15 protein-coding genes are annotated in these 16,340 nt (G+C 35.6%); all 15 read right to left on the bottom strand.

Annotated elements, in window-relative coordinates; genetic code table 11:
* Positions 1–8: 8 nt before the first annotated feature.
* On the bottom strand, positions 9–818 hold the full coding sequence (locus tag BLQ66_RS04995; RefSeq protein WP_027430700.1) for a TlyA family RNA methyltransferase: 810 nt from the start codon (positions 816–818) through the stop codon (positions 9–11).
* Positions 818–2,683, bottom strand: a complete 1,866-nt coding sequence (dxs, locus tag BLQ66_RS05000) for a 1-deoxy-D-xylulose-5-phosphate synthase (protein ID WP_074521215.1) — start codon at positions 2,681–2,683, stop codon at positions 818–820. Before dxs ends, BLQ66_RS04995 begins: the two co-directional genes overlap by 1 nt.
* A 100-nt stretch (positions 2,684–2,783) precedes the next feature.
* Positions 2,784–3,791, bottom strand: a complete 1,008-nt coding sequence (locus BLQ66_RS05005; RefSeq protein WP_330389812.1) for a polyprenyl synthetase family protein — start codon at positions 3,789–3,791, stop codon at positions 2,784–2,786.
* The gene (gene xseB, locus BLQ66_RS05010) at positions 3,757–4,038 is read right to left on the bottom strand and encodes an exodeoxyribonuclease VII small subunit (protein WP_242869325.1); all 282 of its coding nucleotides are present in this window, start codon (positions 4,036–4,038) and stop codon (positions 3,757–3,759) included. The genes BLQ66_RS05005 and xseB overlap by 35 nt, the downstream gene beginning before the upstream one ends.
* Positions 4,022–5,224 carry an exodeoxyribonuclease VII large subunit gene (gene xseA, locus BLQ66_RS05015; RefSeq protein ID WP_074521217.1) on the bottom strand — a complete coding sequence of 401 codons (1,203 nt, stop codon included), beginning with the start codon at positions 5,222–5,224 and terminating at the stop codon, positions 4,022–4,024. Before xseA ends, xseB begins: the two co-directional genes overlap by 17 nt.
* Positions 5,225–5,240: 16 nt before the next feature.
* On the bottom strand, positions 5,241–5,675 hold the full coding sequence (gene nusB, locus BLQ66_RS05020; protein WP_330361974.1) for a transcription antitermination factor NusB: 435 nt from the start codon (positions 5,673–5,675) through the stop codon (positions 5,241–5,243).
* 38 nt (positions 5,676–5,713) lie between these two features.
* Entirely contained in the window at positions 5,714–6,100 is a 387-nt protein-coding gene (locus tag BLQ66_RS05025; RefSeq protein ID WP_027430694.1) for an Asp23/Gls24 family envelope stress response protein, read from the bottom strand.
* 86 nt (positions 6,101–6,186) lie between these two features.
* Positions 6,187–8,904, bottom strand: coding sequence for an ABC transporter permease (locus tag BLQ66_RS05030; protein WP_074521218.1), 2,718 nt, complete (start codon positions 8,902–8,904; stop codon positions 6,187–6,189).
* A 9-nt stretch (positions 8,905–8,913) separates the two neighbouring features.
* Positions 8,914–9,615: an ABC transporter ATP-binding protein gene (locus BLQ66_RS05035; RefSeq protein ID WP_074521219.1), complete on the bottom strand. Its 702-nt coding sequence runs from the start codon at positions 9,613–9,615 to the stop codon at positions 8,914–8,916.
* A 15-nt stretch (positions 9,616–9,630) separates the two neighbouring features.
* Positions 9,631–10,500, bottom strand: a complete 870-nt coding sequence (locus BLQ66_RS05040; protein ID WP_074521220.1) for a polysaccharide deacetylase family protein — start codon at positions 10,498–10,500, stop codon at positions 9,631–9,633.
* Between the two features lie 145 nt (positions 10,501–10,645).
* On the bottom strand, positions 10,646–11,608 hold the full coding sequence (locus tag BLQ66_RS05045; protein ID WP_074521221.1) for a methyl-accepting chemotaxis protein: 963 nt from the start codon (positions 11,606–11,608) through the stop codon (positions 10,646–10,648).
* 15 nt (positions 11,609–11,623) lie between these two features.
* Positions 11,624–12,715 carry an FIST N-terminal domain-containing protein gene (locus BLQ66_RS05050; RefSeq protein ID WP_074521222.1) on the bottom strand — a complete coding sequence of 364 codons (1,092 nt, stop codon included), beginning with the start codon at positions 12,713–12,715 and terminating at the stop codon, positions 11,624–11,626.
* 297 nt (positions 12,716–13,012) lie between these two features.
* Positions 13,013–13,810, bottom strand: a complete 798-nt coding sequence (locus tag BLQ66_RS05055) for a gluconate 5-dehydrogenase (protein ID WP_074521223.1) — start codon at positions 13,808–13,810, stop codon at positions 13,013–13,015.
* A gap of 129 nt (positions 13,811–13,939) precedes the next feature.
* Positions 13,940–14,782, bottom strand: a complete 843-nt coding sequence (gene kduI, locus BLQ66_RS05060; protein WP_074521224.1) for a 5-dehydro-4-deoxy-D-glucuronate isomerase — start codon at positions 14,780–14,782, stop codon at positions 13,940–13,942.
* A 241-nt stretch (positions 14,783–15,023) separates the two neighbouring features.
* On the bottom strand, positions 15,024–16,328 hold the full coding sequence (locus tag BLQ66_RS05065) for a pyrimidine-nucleoside phosphorylase (protein ID WP_074521225.1): 1,305 nt from the start codon (positions 16,326–16,328) through the stop codon (positions 15,024–15,026).
* Positions 16,329–16,340: the final 12 nt, after the last annotated feature.

The following is a 16,340-nucleotide window of genomic DNA, read 5'->3' on the forward strand; positions in this document are numbered from 1 at the left end:
AATTTAAATTATTTATCTAATGAATCGTGTGCAGCATTTACCACATCACTAATATTAAATGGCATTTCTTCGTAACTGCCTTCTGTATGCTTCTGAAGATGAATTAAGTATTCAATATTACCTTCAGGTCCCTTAACTGGTGAGAAATCAAGGGCTAAGCACTCAAAGCCAATAGAAATTGCAAAATCAGCAACCATCTTAATTACGCTTTCATGTACTGACTTATCTCTAACTACACCATGCTTTCCAACCTGCTCTCTTCCAGCCTCAAACTGTGGCTTAATAAGGCAAACCATCTGGCCATCATCTGCTAATAATTCCTTTGCAGGGCCTAAAACCTTAGTAAGAGAAATAAAGGAAACATCGCAGCTTGCAAGCTGAATCTTATCATCAATATCCTCTGGTGTAACATAGCGGATATTGGTTTTTTCCATGCAAACTACTCTCTCATCGTTTCTTAATTTCCAAGCAAGCTGACCATGTCCTACATCTACTGCATAAACCTTAACAGCACCATTTTGTAGCATGCAATCAGTAAAGCCACCTGTTGATGACCCGATATCCATACAAACCTTGCCGTTTGGTGTAACATCGAAGTTTTCCATAGCCTTTTCAAGCTTAAGACCACCACGGCTAACATACTTTAAAGTATTGCCTCTAACTTCAATATTAACTGTTTCTGCAAATGTAGTACCAGCCTTATCTTCCTTCTGGCCATCTACATAGACAATGCCAGCCATAATAATGCTTTTAGCCTTCTCTCTTGAAGGAGCTAAATTTCTTTTTACTAATAAAACATCTAATCTTTCTTTTGCCATTATATCTCCTTATGAACTGAAAGGATTCTCTCTTCAATGGAATCCACATCAATTCCAGCTTCTTTCATTAAAATATCAACACTACCATGTTCAATATAATCATCTGGTAGAGAAATTTCTAAACATCTAGGTTTTAATTTTGTATCATTAATCATCTGACAGACTGCTCTACCGAAGCCTCCAGATGCTACATTTTCTTCTAAAGTAACAATTAAACTATGATTCATGCTTAACTCTAATATAAGCTTTTCATCAATAGGCTTAACAAATCTAGCATTAACTAAGCTTACATTAAGGCCTCTAGCCTTAAGTCTTTTTCTAACCTCGTCCCCTAGTTTAACCATGCTACCAACTGCAAGAATTGCTATATCTTTCTCTTTATATAAAATCTCTGACTTAGCAAGCACAATCTCTTCCTTAAATTCGTGGAAGTCAGTGCAAGCCTCACCTCTTGGATAACGAAGGGCGATTGGGCCGTCATGTTCTTCAAGGGCAAACTTAAGTCCTTCCTTTAATTCCCAGTCATTCTTTGGAGCAAAGATAGTCATGTTAGGAATTGAAGATAGGAAAGAAAGGTCAAATATACCCTGATGAGTCTCTCCATCTGCACCTACAAGTCCCGCTCTATCTATGGCAAATACCACATGAAGCTGCTGAATACAAACGTCATGTAGGATCTGATCGTAAGCTCTTTGAAGGAAGGAAGAATAAACCGCAAATACAGGTTTCATGCCCCCCGCTGCCATACCCGCTGCAAAGGTTGTGGCATGTTCTTCTGCAATTCCTACATCAAAGAATCTGTCCGGGAACCATTTTGAAAATTTAGTAAGGCCCGTTCCATCTGGCATAGCCGCTGTAATTGCGCAAATCTTCTTATCCTTCTTTGCCAAACGACAAATTGCATCTGAAAATACACTAGAATAAGTTGGATTTTTTGGCTTATTTAAAACATTTCCAGTTTTTACATCAAATGGAGCAATACCGTGGAACTTACTAGGATTTCTCTCCGCCTGCTTATAGCCTCGACCTTTTTGAGTAACCACATGAACTATAACTGCGCCATTAATTCTTTTGGCTACCTTTAAGGTCTTAATAAGTTTTTCTGTATCATGACCGTTAACTGGTCCTAGATAAGCAATTCCCATACTTTCAAACAATTGATTTGGAAGGATAATCTGCTTTAGGTTATTCTTAGTCTTCTTTAAGGCGCTAACCATGCGGCTGCCCCCTGGAATCTTATATAAAGAATTAGCTAAATTTTCCTTAAAATCAATATATGAATCCGATGAACGAATATCACTTAACATATATGAAACACCGCCTATATTCTTAGATATAGACATGGCATTATCATTAAGAACAATAATGAAATTTGTCTTTAGTGAAGAGGCGTTATTTAGCGCCTCATAGGCCATACCCCCTGTAAGGGCACCATCACCTATTACTGAAACTACGCTGTAGTTTTGACCCTGACAGTCTCTAGAACAGACGTAACCAAGACCTGCCGAGATAGATGTAGATGAATGACCTGTATCAAAGGCATCATAATTACTTTCATTTCTCTTAGGGAATCCACTCATTCCACCAAACTTACGAAGCCCATCAAACTGGTCCTTTCGACCGGTTAAAATCTTATGAGTGTAAGACTGATGTCCCACATCCCAAATAATCTTATCCTTTGGTAAATCAAAAGCCAAATGTAATGCAATTGTAAGTTCAACAACGCCTAAATTAGACGCAAGATGTCCACCTGTCTTACTAATATGATTAATAAGAAAGTCTCTTATTTCTTCTGCCAACTGATTATATTCAATTGGCGATAATTTTTTCACATCACCAGGTTTATTAATTTTCTCAAGGATCATAATTTCATCTCAACCACTTTCATTTTATTTAAACGAAAACTAATTTTAGCATTTAGCTGTATTTTTGGCAAATTTTAAACCTTTGTAAGGCTTATTATATCTACTTCTTTCTGCCAATTAACATAACTGCTAATTCAATTAAAAATTCGTTATTGCCAATTTCTTCTAGAATTTCAATACCCTTTCTAGAGTAGGAATTAACGTCTTCATTAGCCTTATCCATGCCATATAAAGTCACATAAGTTGTCTTGTTGTTCTTATCATCAGAACCTACTGGCTTTCCAAGTTCATCCATAGTACTTGTAACATCTAAGATGTCATCCTGAATCTGGAAGGCAAGGCCAATATATCTACCTGCAAGCTCTAATTTAGCAATTGTCTCTTCATTAGCACCTGCTAAATAACCGCCTGCCATAAAGGCGCATTCTATTAAGGCAGCAGTTTTATTTTTGAAAATGTAATCTAACTCCTCTGCCTTAACCGGCTTATTAGTTAAATACACATCTAAACACTGTCCACCTACCATGCCGTAAATACCTGCCTTTGAAAGTATTACATTGGCGGCATTTGTAGCATTTGTAATTCTTTTAGTCTCTGCCTTAATCTTATCCTTAACTATTGTCATATTAGCATCATTAAGGTCAGAATCTAGAAGCTTATTAATCTTTTCCTTAGCATCCTTTGAGATTTCGTTAACTCTATTAAGAATAAGCTCAGCGGCGTAATTTAAAAGGCCATCTCCTGCAAGAATAGCCATATCCTCGCCAAAGGCCTTATGTGTAGTTAACTTACCTCTTCTGTATTCATCATTATCCATGGCTGGTAAATCGTCATGAACAAGTGAATATGTATGAATGCACTCAAGAGCTGCCATAAAGTCATAAAGCACATTGCAGTCATTACCACCGCAAAGTCTGTAGCTTTCAAGCATAATTAAAGGTCTTATTCTTTTACCACCAGCATCTACGCTGTAGTTCATAGCTTTAATTACCTCAAGGGCGTAACCCTCTTCCTTTGGCAATCTCTCATCAATTATATCATTAATAAAATCAACCTGACTAGTTAGTTGCTCTTTAAAATTCTCCATCTGTCTCTTCAATCTCTCCATCTTCATTAATAATTATAATTTCTTTTTCTACTTTATCTAATTTACTATTACAGTCCTTAACAAGGCCTACACCCTCTTTATATAGCTTAAAAGAATCATCTAGGCTAATCTTTCCTTCTTCAAGGGAGCCAATAATTTCTTCAAGTCTAGTAAAAGACTCCTCTAGACTAAATTCCTTATTATCTTCTAAATTAAGCTCATTATCAGCCTTTGCGTCAAGCACTTCTTCTTTAATCTTCTTTGCCACTTTTACCTCCTACTATAGCCTCTAATTTACCATCCTTTAGGTAGATGTTTAAGCTATCCCCTGTGTTAACGTCCTTAATTGAGGATACATTTTTTCCATTATGCTCCACATAAGAATAGCCAGAACTTAGCTTCTTTAGAGGACTTGCCCCCTCAAGCCTTGTAATTAAAAGCTCTAGTTTGTTCTTTTTATTTTGTAAAATGTTACTAAAGGCGTCTTCTAATTGCTCTTCAAGTCTAATTAAATCCTCGCGATTCTTATTAGCTACATTGATTGGATCTAGGAATTTAAGTCTTAATTCATACTTAGAGATTAAATCCCTGTAGCTTGCAATTTTTCTTGACATAGACAGGTCTAAACGCCTTTTAAGATTATCTATTGTATTCTCTATAACAGTTATATCGCTAACTGCAAGTTCTGCTGCCGCCGATGGTGTTGGGGCCCTTAAGTCCGCCGCAAAGTCAGAAAGTGTAAAGTCAATTTCATGACCTACGGCAGAAATAATTGGTATCTTAGAAGCAATTATTGCTTCAATTACTTCAGCTTCATTAAAAGCCCAAAGGTCTTCAATTGACCCCCCACCTCGACCAATAATTATGCAGTCTAAATCTAGTTTATTTAAAGTTTTAATGCCCTTTACAATTGAGTATTTAGCATTCTCTCCCTGTACTAGTGCAGGATAAAGAATAATATCAATATAAGGGTTTCGTCTCTTTGAAATATTAATAATGTCTCGGATTGCAGCGCCTGTTCTAGCGGTTACAACACCAATCCTTTTAGCAAAGCTAGGAATAGGTCTTTTATACATTGGGTCAAAATAACCCATTTCCTCATAATATTTCTTTAATTCTAAAAATTTCTTATTTAAATCGCCAATTCCATCTTCTTCTATGCTTGTGACATAGAGCTGATATTTACCATCGCGTTCATAGACATCTACTCTTCCATGTACATTTACAGCCAAACCATCCTTAAGGGTGAATTTAAGGCTTTTCGCATTGGAAGCAAACATAATACAAGCAATGGCTCCGGTCTCATCTTTTAAAGTAAAATAAATATGACCGGAGCTATGATACTTGCAATTCGATATCTCTCCCTTTACTTGAACGCTTTTAAGAACGAAATCTTGCTGAAACATGTTCTTTATATAGGAATTGATCTGAGTTACAGTATATACTCCGGCCATTTATTATCTCTCCAAATTAATTATTAAGCTTTGCAAGTACACCATTAATAAATGATGGTGCATTATCAGAACCATACTTCTTAGCAAGTTCAATCGCTTCATTAATTGCTACATTCGTTGGAATGTCATCATCATACATTACTTCATAGGTTGCAAGTCTCATAATTGATAATTCTGCCTTACCAAGACGAGTTGTTGGCCAACCTTCTGAAATCTCATTTATCTTAGCATCAATATCAGCTAGATTATTCTTGATAGCTATTGCTTTATCATGAATATAGTTATAATCTGCTTCATTAATATCAATGCCTCTCTCTTCCTTAGTTCCTTCTCTTAAATTCTCAAAATACAAAGAAATTTGCTGTTCAAATTCGACAGTGTCATGGAATTCCACTCTGAATAAAAGCTTGAAAATATGCTCTCTCATCACTGTTCTGTTCATTCTAGACATATTATATAACTCCTAACATCAACGTAATTATCTATGCCTTAAGCATCGATATTAACGCCTGAAATTTTGATATTAACTTCTGATACATCTAAACCAGTCATAGTTTCAACAGCTGACTTAACCTTTTCCTGAATTACAGTAGAAACAGCAGGGATTGATGTACCATACTTAATATTTACCACTAAGCTAACAGACACAGTCTGTTCGTTAACATAAACCTTAACTCCTTTAGCAAGGTTCTTAATACCAAGTTTAGCTACCATATCGTTAGTGATATTACCTGCTAAACTTACAACACCCTCTACTTCTGTTGCTGCAAGACCTGCAACAATAGCTACTACCTCATCAGAAATCTTAACTTCACCAATGTTATTGTTCTCTGAAACTGTATAATTAGCTCCTCTATCCTCAAACTCTTTAGTCATGTCTTAACCTCCATCGCTTTATTTTAAGCAGTTGTAATTTTAAAACATTATAACATATCACAAATTAGCTTGCAATTGTCAATAAACTACTCAACTGACTTAAGTGATTCTACCATTTTTATCTTAGATAATCTAGGGTACATTACCAAATCTACAATTAATGAGAAAATGAATGTAATTAGGTAGGTTAACACAAAGGATTTAGCGCTTATATAACTACCAAACATAACATCTTCAAGTTCAACCGTAGTCATAATATACATATGTAATAGACGGCCAAGGATTAATCCAAATACACCGCCAATTAAAGTAAGAAGAATAATCTCTCTATAGACATACATTCCTACTTCAAAATTATAAAAACCAAGTACCTTTGTTGTGGCAATTTCTCTGATTCTCTCGGAGATATTTACATTTATAAGGTTATAAACTACCACAAAGGCAAGTAGCCCAGCAGATATTATAAGTACATAGGTTACAATGTCAAGGGACTTGATCATATTTTCATAATGCTCCACATTAGTATTTAAAAATGTCAAAGCTTTAATCTGCTCTCTATCCATAAGGTCGCTACTTACAAGATTAATTGTCTCGTCCTCTGAATCTGGAAGCTTTACAAGCATTCTATTAACTCCAAGGTCTTCCCCTGTAATAGAGCTGTAATAATTTGCAGTCATGTAAATGCTATGGCCTACATACATTTCACATATGCCAGAAACCTTAATAGTTATAGGAGCGCCATTAGCATCATTAATTGTAAGGTTATCACCCACTTTAACTCCTAAGTCTCTTGCTAACTTTTCTGAAAGGATTGCTCCCTCATCTGTTAAATTTACCTTCTTATGAGACTTTCTATCTCTAAAGCTTAGGTAATTTTTATAGGCATCAATATCAGAAACAATTGAAATGCCTGCATCGATTTCCTTGTCATTATTGCTAGCTGTTTCAGTGTAGCCATAATCAAGTAAATAATCAGTATAAAGTAAATTACTATCCATATCTGAAGTAAGAGAATTTAAGCTCTCATCATCTAAATTGCTATTTAGACTCACAACTAAATCATAATGGAAAATCTCACTAAACTGCTTTGTTACTAAGCTTCTAATACTATCCTTTATACCAAAGCCTGCTAAAATTAGTGCTCCACAACCTGCAATTCCAATAATTGTCATTATAAATCTCTTCTTATAAAGGAATAGATTTCTCATAGTTACCTTAGTTGTAAAGTTTAGTCTTTTCCAGATAAAGCCCACCTTTTCAAGTAATATCTTCTTACCACTAATTGGAGCCTTAGGTCTCATAAGTTCTGATGGAACCTCTGCTGTTGTCTCTCCACAAGCAATTATTGTAACAATCATTGTTGTAAGAGTTAGGCTTAAAACTGCAATTATTGATAAAATCGTGTGGTTAGCTGGCACAATATCAGGAATCTGATAAATAATATTCCAAGCATTAATAATAATATAAGGGAAAATCTTTAGTCCCACAATGCAACCAAGGATTCCACCTATCATTGAAGCAATTAAGGCATACAAGACATATTTAAGTGAAATAATAAATCTTGAGTAACCAAGGGCCTTATAAGTACCAATTAAGCCTCTTTGCTCATCAACTAATCTAGCCATTGTTGTAAGACAAACAAGTCCTGCTACCACAATGAAAAAGATTGGGAATACTGTAGCAATGGCTCCCATTCTATTAGCACTCTGCTTGTAATCTACAAAAGAGTAGGATTCATTTCTTGTAAGGCTAAGCCATGTATAGTTAGAAATTCTATCCTCCACTTCAGTTAGTGCCTGATCAAAAGGCTCATTTACCAAACTATAGTCAAACTCAGCAAGGGCCTTTTGATAGTTTGGCTCAATATAAGGAGCAATCATATCTGAAACGTCTCTATTTGGATAATAAGACTGATAAATAGAAGTTAAATTAGCCACAACCTGGGCATAAATCTCATCATCAAGAGTTGCTAGTCTAGCCTCTCTTTTTTCTTCAATCTCGCTTACTAAACTATTATAGCGCTCTTCAAATCTTGAATCTCCCACTGCAAGAATTGCATCCTCGTAAGACTCTAAATATTCAAAGTAGTCATTATCATAAGTTGAGAAATCCTTTGCACCAGAAATATTTAAATAAACTTCTGAATAATATTGACTCTTAAAGTTTTCATCATTTACAAAAACAAGATATGACAAAGTGCCATTTCCCACTGTTGTTGAATCGATATAGTAGGATACATAAACCGGTGTATATACGTAACCAACTACTGTGTAGCTTGTATTGGCAATTTCATCTTCTAGATTTTCGCCACCCTCAAGTAAAGCGTCAACTTCTGATTCTTCTCCCTTTGAAAATGTTATCTCATCTCCAATTGCAGGCAAATCTACTGCGCTTTCATATCTTATTACACATTCATTATCAGCTTCAGGTAATCTACCTTTAACTAGCTTTAGGCTGTTAACCCCGTCAGATTCTGGAAGACTAGTTATTCTTACAGCCTTTTCTACTTCGTCTACTGTAGTTAGTAGGTCTAGGTAGTGGCTTGCAAAAACATTTTCAACACCCTCCACCTGACTAATCTGATTCACATCCTCACTGTCAAAGCCAATTGATGATAAAATTCGTAAATCGTAAAGATTATAGTCATCATAGTAGGCATCAGATGAGGACTTCATATCGCTTGAAGAGGCGGTTACACCTGCAAAAAATGCTACGCCAATAAAGCAGATAGCAAATATAGCAAAGAATCGCCCAAAGCTTTGTTTTATTTCTCTTAGTAAATCTTTTATAAAAGCTATACCCATATTCTCCTCCTACCACTCAATGTCATCTATAGATACAGGATTTTCATTAAGGGTGATGGACTCAACGGCACCATTCTTTACCTTAATAACTTTGTCTCCCATAGCTGAAATTGCTAGGTTATGGGTTATAACAACTACAGTTACCTTCTTCTCTTTACAGGTATCATATAAAAGCTTTAAAATCTGCTTACCTGTATTATAATCAAGAGCGCCTGTTGGCTCATCACAAAGTAAAATCTTAGGGTTTTTTGCTAAAGCTCTAGCGATTGCTACTCTTTGCTGTTCACCACCAGAAATCTGTGATGGGAAGTTAGAAATTCTATCTTCTAGACCAACGGCTTTAATAGTTTCATCGATATCTAAAGGATCCTTTACAATCTGTGTGGCAAGCTCAACATTTTCACGAACTGTTAAGTTTTGTACTAGATTGTAGAACTGAAATACAAAGCCAATATCATTCCTTCTATAAGTTGTTAATTTCTTGTTGTTATATTCGCTAATTTCTTTACCATCTACAATAATCTTACCTGTAGTCTGGCTATCCATACCTCCAAGTAGGTTTAAAATAGTACTCTTACCTGCACCTGAAGCGCCGGCAATTACAACGAACTCTCCTTCATCAATTGTAAAGTTAGTTCCAGTAAGGGCTTTGATTTTGACATTGCCCATTCTGTAAATCTTCCAAACGTCCCTAAATTCAATAAAACTCATGTTCTCTCTCCTTCTTTAGAAAAGCTTTATAGTAGCTCCTCCTGGTATTTCGATACATTTATCATTATTTGCCATAACAAAGACGCTCATAGCGTTTGGATTGTAAACGTAAGAATTTCTTGCAAAGAACTGTAGGTTATTAAAGGCCTCGTCGTACTCAACGATTTCTAAATTAGTGGCATACCAAATGTCATCTCTATTAGAAATAACCTTACAGAATTCCTCCATAAGCTCCCAATTGTCGTTTCTATCAAACTCAAAGCTATGTCCCCAAACATACATCATGTATAGATACTGCTTCTTTGTTAAATTTATAAAATCCTTAGCTAAATCTACTAAATGGTGATTGTGATGGCATGTTGGAAGCCAGTGCATATAATCTTCTGGAATTCCAAAGCCTGTTTCATCTCCAAGTAGAATTGGGCCTTCGGCATCCTTTGCAAAATGTTTCGCTGCGCAAATGTTGGCATACTTATCACCTGCAACTCTTGCATACTTAAAGCCTAGTGACTTTGCTAAGTTAATTATCTCATCATTATAAGAACCGTTAGGGAAAGCAAGTCCTCTAACTGGTCTTTGCATAATCTCTTCTAGATTATTCTTATCCTCTAGTAATTCCTCACAAATCTGGTATGGAGTGCATCTTGCCATTGTTGGATGTGTCATTGTATGCACTGCAACCTCGTGATTCTTATAGAGTTCCTTCCATTCATCTTGACTAATATGAATGTCATCTTTTACTTCTGAGTTAAGATTAAAAGTAGCCTTAATATGGTACTTGTCTAGTAACTCTAACAAGCGGTAATCCTGAACTTTTCCATCATCATAACTAAGGGTAAGAACTTTGTGTTTACCCCCTGGATAAGCCTTATATATTCTGTTCATCTTTTCCTCCCAAAACAATTAAAACCTTTGGATTTAATCATCTTTTTAAAATATAACTTACCAAATAATTATACTACAATCCCTCAATTTATAAAAGGAAAAAGCCCTAAACCAACTAAGGTTTAGGGCCAAAAGGAGTATAATATTATTTTAATCTTCTCTTAATGATTTCAATCATTTCAGGATACTGATCTAGGATATTTGTTAATTCCTCGAAAATGAAACTCTTTTGTGTGATTTTAAGCTTCATAGAATCAATATTTTCTGAAACGGAATCGTAATATCTTTCAGAACTAAGAATAGTATCTGTAATTTCATCAATGTGCTCTGAACAAGAATTAATAACACTTTCAATACCCTTGTTGCCATCTTCAATTTCATCGGCAACAACCTTAATGTTATCTACAACTTCTTCAGTTTCATTGATATGGTTCATAGAGTCGTTCATAGCAGAACGTGTATCATCAATAGAATCCATAAGTCTTGAATTGTTCTGATTTAATCTGTCCATGCTATCGCCAATAGAACCAACTAAAGTCTTAATATCAGAAGATAACTTATTTACCTGATCAGCAACAACGGCAAAGCCTCGTCCTGATTCACCAGCTCTTGCAGCCTCAATTGAAGCATTAAGGGCAAGTAAGTTAGTCTGATTTGCAATACCATTAATGGCATTTACCTTTTCAAGGATTTCATCGAAACTCTTTTGGAATTCCTCAAATACTTCCTGAACTGCCTTGATTGTCTCATTTACAGACTGAGAAGAAACTCTTACATTGTTCATACTTGAGTGAGTCTCATTAACAGTTCCAAGCATCTTATCAATGATTTCCTCGAAATGATTTAATACCTTTCTAACATCATCAAATTCATCTCTAAAATGTACAACGGAGTCATTGATTTCTCTTGACTGACGCTTAACTTCTACAAATGAACTTGTTACAGCCTGAAGGCTTTCAGATGTAATTAATTCCTCAGCAACTAATTTGTTTTTCTGTGCCATTATATGATTAGATGATTGCACAATTGGCATAAATACCTTATTTAAGTCTATCTTCTTTTCAGTTGTTGCTGTCTTTGCTGTATTATCAACTTTTCTACCAAACATTGCAAACCTCCTTAATTAATCAAAAACCGCACAAACCATTGTCTGATTTACATGCTGATTCAAATACTGTTCTCCACCAGCTATATATCCGAAATTAGGTGCTACTGTTGCCATGTTTTTTAGATATTCAATTGTGTAATTCTCGCTATTAAAGAAAAGATATCTAAAGCAGCAGTTAAATGAAATCATACAAGATGGATTACTAACTTTACTTCTAATATTTCTCTTTGTCTCTTCAGCAACTTCTCTATAATCAAGAACACTTAAGATACTAATAGCATCATTTTCATAAATCTTCTTATAATTAATAAGACCGCCATTAGTTCCTGGCTCCTTCATAGATGCGATGTAAACTTCATCGCCTACAACTCGACCAAATGGATTAACAAATACATTGTCGCAAACCTGATTTACAGGCACTCCAGTTTCTTCAGAATAAACTTGAGCTGCTGGTCTACCATCAAGACAACAAAGCTCTCTCTTATTTAAGTCTACCTTTGTGGCAATATGTACAGGATTATCAGTAGGTGCGTAGATATTTTCCTTAAACATATGAACCTTGCCTTCTGTATTCTTAATCATCATATATCCCAGAGTATCTTTATAAACTTGTCCGTTTACAAATACTAAAGGATCTTTGCCCTCTGGAACATCAAAAATCGATCCACCAATAAGGCTAATTTTGTGCTTTTCTAATACAACGTTAAGAGTTGATGTAGCAACTTCTTCGTTGTATGGGCAAAACTCTAGGCAGATTGTATTATCAGCACCAGCGCCTACTTCCTGTACACTCTTTTCAAGTGTATAGATTTCTGATAAAGGAGCTCTTCTAATGTGCTTAATAACACCTGCGGTCATCTTTGCTCCACCTGTTACAGCCATAATCTGAAGATGCTTATCATCAATTGTATCATTGTAATAACAAATTCCACCTGTTCCTAAAACCGGTACACCTGGGAATCTATTAGTTAGTTCATTACCCACTGATTCAATCATTTCATATGGGCAAATATAAACTAATCCGATTGGATTTGATACGCCTCCTAAAGCCTCCGTTACAGCCTTAGCAAAATCAACATTCTTACTAATTCCAAACTTAGATTTCATAAAGCCTCCTAATTTGTATTAATTTGTTACGCACTTAAACTAGATATATTTTAACACAAAATTTTTTATTTAGCTAGTAAATAAAAAATAAAACTTAAAAAACTTGTAAATATATATATATGTATGAATCAAATCTCTAGAAATTATATAAAAATATATTATTATAGGAAGTTAGACGATATAATTGGATGTGTATAGTAAACCTGTAAATAAAAAAGAGGTGTAGCTACTGCTACACCTCTAAAATCTAAATCTATATACTAATGAAAGTTATAATTTAGTTTATTCTTTACTTAATTACTGTGGCTGCTTTCCGATGTAAGCAAGGATACCACCATCAACGTAAAGGATATGACCATTAACTGCATCAGCTGCTTCTGAAGCTAAGAATACTGCAGGACCTGCAAGTTCTTCTGGCTTTAACCATCTTTCAGCTGGAGTCTTAGCTACGATGAAGGCATCGAATGGATGTCTTGAACCATCAGCCTGTCTCTCACGAAGAGGAGCTGTCTGAGGAGTTTCAATGTAACCAGGTCCAATACCATTACACTGGATATTGTACTTACCATATTCAGAACAAATATTTCTTGTAAGCATCTTTAAACCACCCTTAGCTGCAGCGTAAGCTGAAACTGTTTCACGGCCTAATTCTGACATCATTGAGCAGATGTTGATGATCTTACCATGACCTCTTTCGATCATTGATGGAATAACTGCCTTAGATACGATGAATGGAGCATTTAAGTCTACATCGATTACCTGTCTGAATTCAGCAGCTGTCATTTCGCACATAGGAATTCTCTTAATGATACCAGCGTTGTTAACTAAGATATCGATAGGACCAACTTCCTTTGTGATCTTTTCTACTGTAGCGTTAACAGCATCTTCATCTGTAACGTCACAAACATAACCTGTAGCATCGATACCAGCTTCCTTATAAGCTGCAATACCCTTATCTACTAATTCCTGCTTAATATCGTTGAAAACGATCTTAGCACCAGCTTTTGCCATGCCAGAAGCGATAGCAAAACCAATACCATAAGATGCACCAGTTACGAATGCAATCTTGCCTTCAAGTGAAAAATTAACTGACATTTTATTAATCTCCTTCTTTTTTTAATTTATAAATGAAATTTGGTAAACCAAATAACATTATCTTATATAGCTTAAGATTTATACGTCTTTAAGAAAAATGCCTTAGAAATCCTCTTATTTTCTAAGAAATTATCTTAAATCCTTCATGTCTACATCATCCATATCATCGAAGTCCTGGTTCTCGCCAACCATACCCCAAATGAATGTATATGCATGTGTAGCTGAAGCTGAGTGAATTGACCAGCTTGGAGAAATAACAGCTTCTTCATTTCTCATAACGATGTGACGTGTCTCTGTTGGCTCGCCCATGTAGTGGAATACTACAGCATCTTCTGGTACTTCAAAGTAAAGATAAACTTCCATTCTTCTATCATGTGTATGACATGGCATTGTGTTCCAAACTGAACCTGGCTCAAGGCAAGTCATACCCATCTCTAACTGACAGCTTTCAACCTGACCTGGAAGGATGTACTTGTTGATTGTTCTGTGGTTAGCAGATTCAAGGCAACCAAGTTCCTTCTTGTTCTCTGGTAAAATATCCTTAGCAGGATCAATAAATACTGTAGGATATGTCTTATGAGCTGGAGCTGAGTTTAAGTAGAACTTAGCTGGCTTTGTAGGATCAGCACTCTTAAATGTAATATCCTTAGCGCCCATACCAATATACATACCGTCTTTATACTTGAAATTATATTCTGTTCCATCAACAGTAACTGTACCATTACCACCGATGTTAATAATACCTAATTCTCTTCTCTCTAAGAAATACTTAGCTCTAAGCTCATCACCTGCTTCAAGCTTTAATTCTTTATTAACTGGAGTTGCAGCACCAACGATAATTCTATCGATCTGGCTGTAAGTTAACTTAATCTCATCTGGAACAAATACGTTCTCAATTAAAAAATCATGTCTTAATCTTGCTGTGTCGTAAGTCTTTACGTCCACAGGATTTGCACCTGGTCTAACTTCCATCTTAATATCTCCTTAAAATCACAAAAAAATTTTAGTCCTTTTAAATTTCACTAAAATAGTAAAAGTTAAAAAATCTAAATCGCAAGGTCTATATTACCATAAACTTTGCCCTCAGACAAGTAATAAAGCACGTTACTTCTTTAACAAACTGAAAAATTTTGCCGTGAATTTTTAAGAAAATCTATCTCTATAGTAGATTTATTTATACATATATATAGATAAAATCCCATAAAAATATTTTTTATTCTACGATTTCTTTAATTAAAACAGGCTCTTTAATCCCTTCTTTTTCAATTCTAAAGGCCTCATAAATATCATCTATGGCACTAGCTAGATTTGTCTCGTCGTTTACATAGATTTTAGCTAGCAATTCATTTTCAAGGACCTTATCAGAAACCTTCTTATTTAGCTCAATGCCAACGCCGTAGTCAATTGTATCCTCTTTTCTTTGTCTGCCGCCGCCTAAAATCATAGAAGCATGGCCAACTAAATCAGACTGGATGTGGGCTACATAGCCCTCTTCTTTTGATAAAACCTCAATTACTCTTGGGGCAATATTTAGTAAAGAATAGTCATTTGCTACATTTTCATCGCCGCCTTGAGCCTTAACAAAAGCCTTAAACTTTTCAAGAGCTGTGCCCTCTGTTATAGAAGCTTCAAGCATATTTCTAGCATCAGCTAGGCTAACTTCTGGTTTTGCAGACTTAATCATATAAGAACCAAGGCAGTAAACAAGCTCCATTAAATCCTTAGGGCCTCTGCCCTTTAAACTTTCAATTACTTCCCTAACTTCAAGAGAATTACCTACAGCAAGTCCTAGAGGCTCATCCATCTCACTAATTATGGCAATAGTTGACTTACCAGCACCTTTGCCGATTTCTACCATGGCGCTAGCAAGCTTTTTAGCATCCTCAATGGTCTTCATAAAGGCGCCAGAACCTACCTTAACATCTAGGCAAATGCTATCAGCCCCGGAAGCTAGCTTCTTACTCATTATGGAACTTGCAATAAGAGAAATATTTTCCACTGTGGCAGTAACGTCACGAAGGGCGTAAATCTTCTTATCCGCAGGGGCTAAATTTCCTGTCTGACCTGTAATTGCAATGCCAAGCTCGTTTACCTGTTTTACAAAGGCCTCCATAGAAAGACTTGTTTTAAAGCCAGGAATACTCTCCATCTTATCAATGGTGCCTCCCGTGTGGCCTAATCCTCTTCCACTCATCTTAGCAAGCTTAAGACCGCAAGCTGCAAGCATGGGTCCAAGTACTAAAGTAGTCTTATCTCCCACGCCACCTGTGCTGTGTTTATCCACCTTAATGCCCTTAATTTCAGATAAATCAAGAATATCTCCACTATCTCTCATAGCAAGGGTTAAATTAAGGGTTTCTTCCTTGTCCATCTTGTTAAAATATATCGCCATAAGTAGGGCTGACATCTGATAGTCAGGAATTTCCCCAGCGGTATAGGATTTTATAATAAAGTCTATCTCTTCTTTTGATAGTTTTTCCTTATTTCTCTTTTTTTCAATTAAATCCACCATTCTCATAAGCTCTATCCC

The sequence above is a fragment of the Lachnospira pectinoschiza genome, from assembly GCF_900103815.1.
Classification (GTDB): domain Bacteria; phylum Bacillota; class Clostridia; order Lachnospirales; family Lachnospiraceae; genus Lachnospira; species Lachnospira pectinoschiza_B.

What these genes read in the sequence shown, in the direction of transcription:
- BLQ66_RS05050 (WP_074521222.1), bottom strand. Translation starts at nt 12,715, where the DNA reads ATGAAATCTAAGTTTGGAATTAGTAAGAATGTTGATTTTGCTAAGGCT.
- BLQ66_RS05005 (WP_330389812.1), bottom strand. Translation starts at nt 3,791, where the DNA reads ATGGAGAGATTGAAGAGACAGATGGAGAATTTTAAAGAGCAACTAACT.
- dxs (WP_074521215.1), bottom strand. Translation starts at nt 2,683, where the DNA reads ATGATCCTTGAGAAAATTAATAAACCTGGTGATGTGAAAAAATTATCG.
- xseA (WP_074521217.1), bottom strand. Translation starts at nt 5,224, where the DNA reads ATGGCCGGAGTATATACTGTAACTCAGATCAATTCCTATATAAAGAAC.
- BLQ66_RS05055 (WP_074521223.1), bottom strand. Translation starts at nt 13,810, where the DNA reads ATGTCAGTTAATTTTTCACTTGAAGGCAAGATTGCATTCGTAACTGGT.
- BLQ66_RS05040 (WP_074521220.1), bottom strand. Translation starts at nt 10,500, where the DNA reads ATGAACAGAATATATAAGGCTTATCCAGGGGGTAAACACAAAGTTCTT.
- BLQ66_RS04995 (WP_027430700.1), bottom strand. Translation starts at nt 818, where the DNA reads ATGGCAAAAGAAAGATTAGATGTTTTATTAGTAAAAAGAAATTTAGCT.
- kduI (WP_074521224.1), bottom strand. Translation starts at nt 14,782, where the DNA reads ATGGAAGTTAGACCAGGTGCAAATCCTGTGGACGTAAAGACTTACGAC.
- BLQ66_RS05035 (WP_074521219.1), bottom strand. Translation starts at nt 9,615, where the DNA reads ATGAGTTTTATTGAATTTAGGGACGTTTGGAAGATTTACAGAATGGGC.
- BLQ66_RS05025 (WP_027430694.1), bottom strand. Translation starts at nt 6,100, where the DNA reads ATGACTAAAGAGTTTGAGGATAGAGGAGCTAATTATACAGTTTCAGAG.
- BLQ66_RS05065 (WP_074521225.1), bottom strand. Translation starts at nt 16,328, where the DNA reads ATGAGAATGGTGGATTTAATTGAAAAAAAGAGAAATAAGGAAAAACTA.
- BLQ66_RS05030 (WP_074521218.1), bottom strand. Translation starts at nt 8,904, where the DNA reads ATGGGTATAGCTTTTATAAAAGATTTACTAAGAGAAATAAAACAAAGC.
- nusB (WP_330361974.1), bottom strand. Translation starts at nt 5,675, where the DNA reads ATGTCTAGAATGAACAGAACAGTGATGAGAGAGCATATTTTCAAGCTT.
- BLQ66_RS05045 (WP_074521221.1), bottom strand. Translation starts at nt 11,608, where the DNA reads ATGTTTGGTAGAAAAGTTGATAATACAGCAAAGACAGCAACAACTGAA.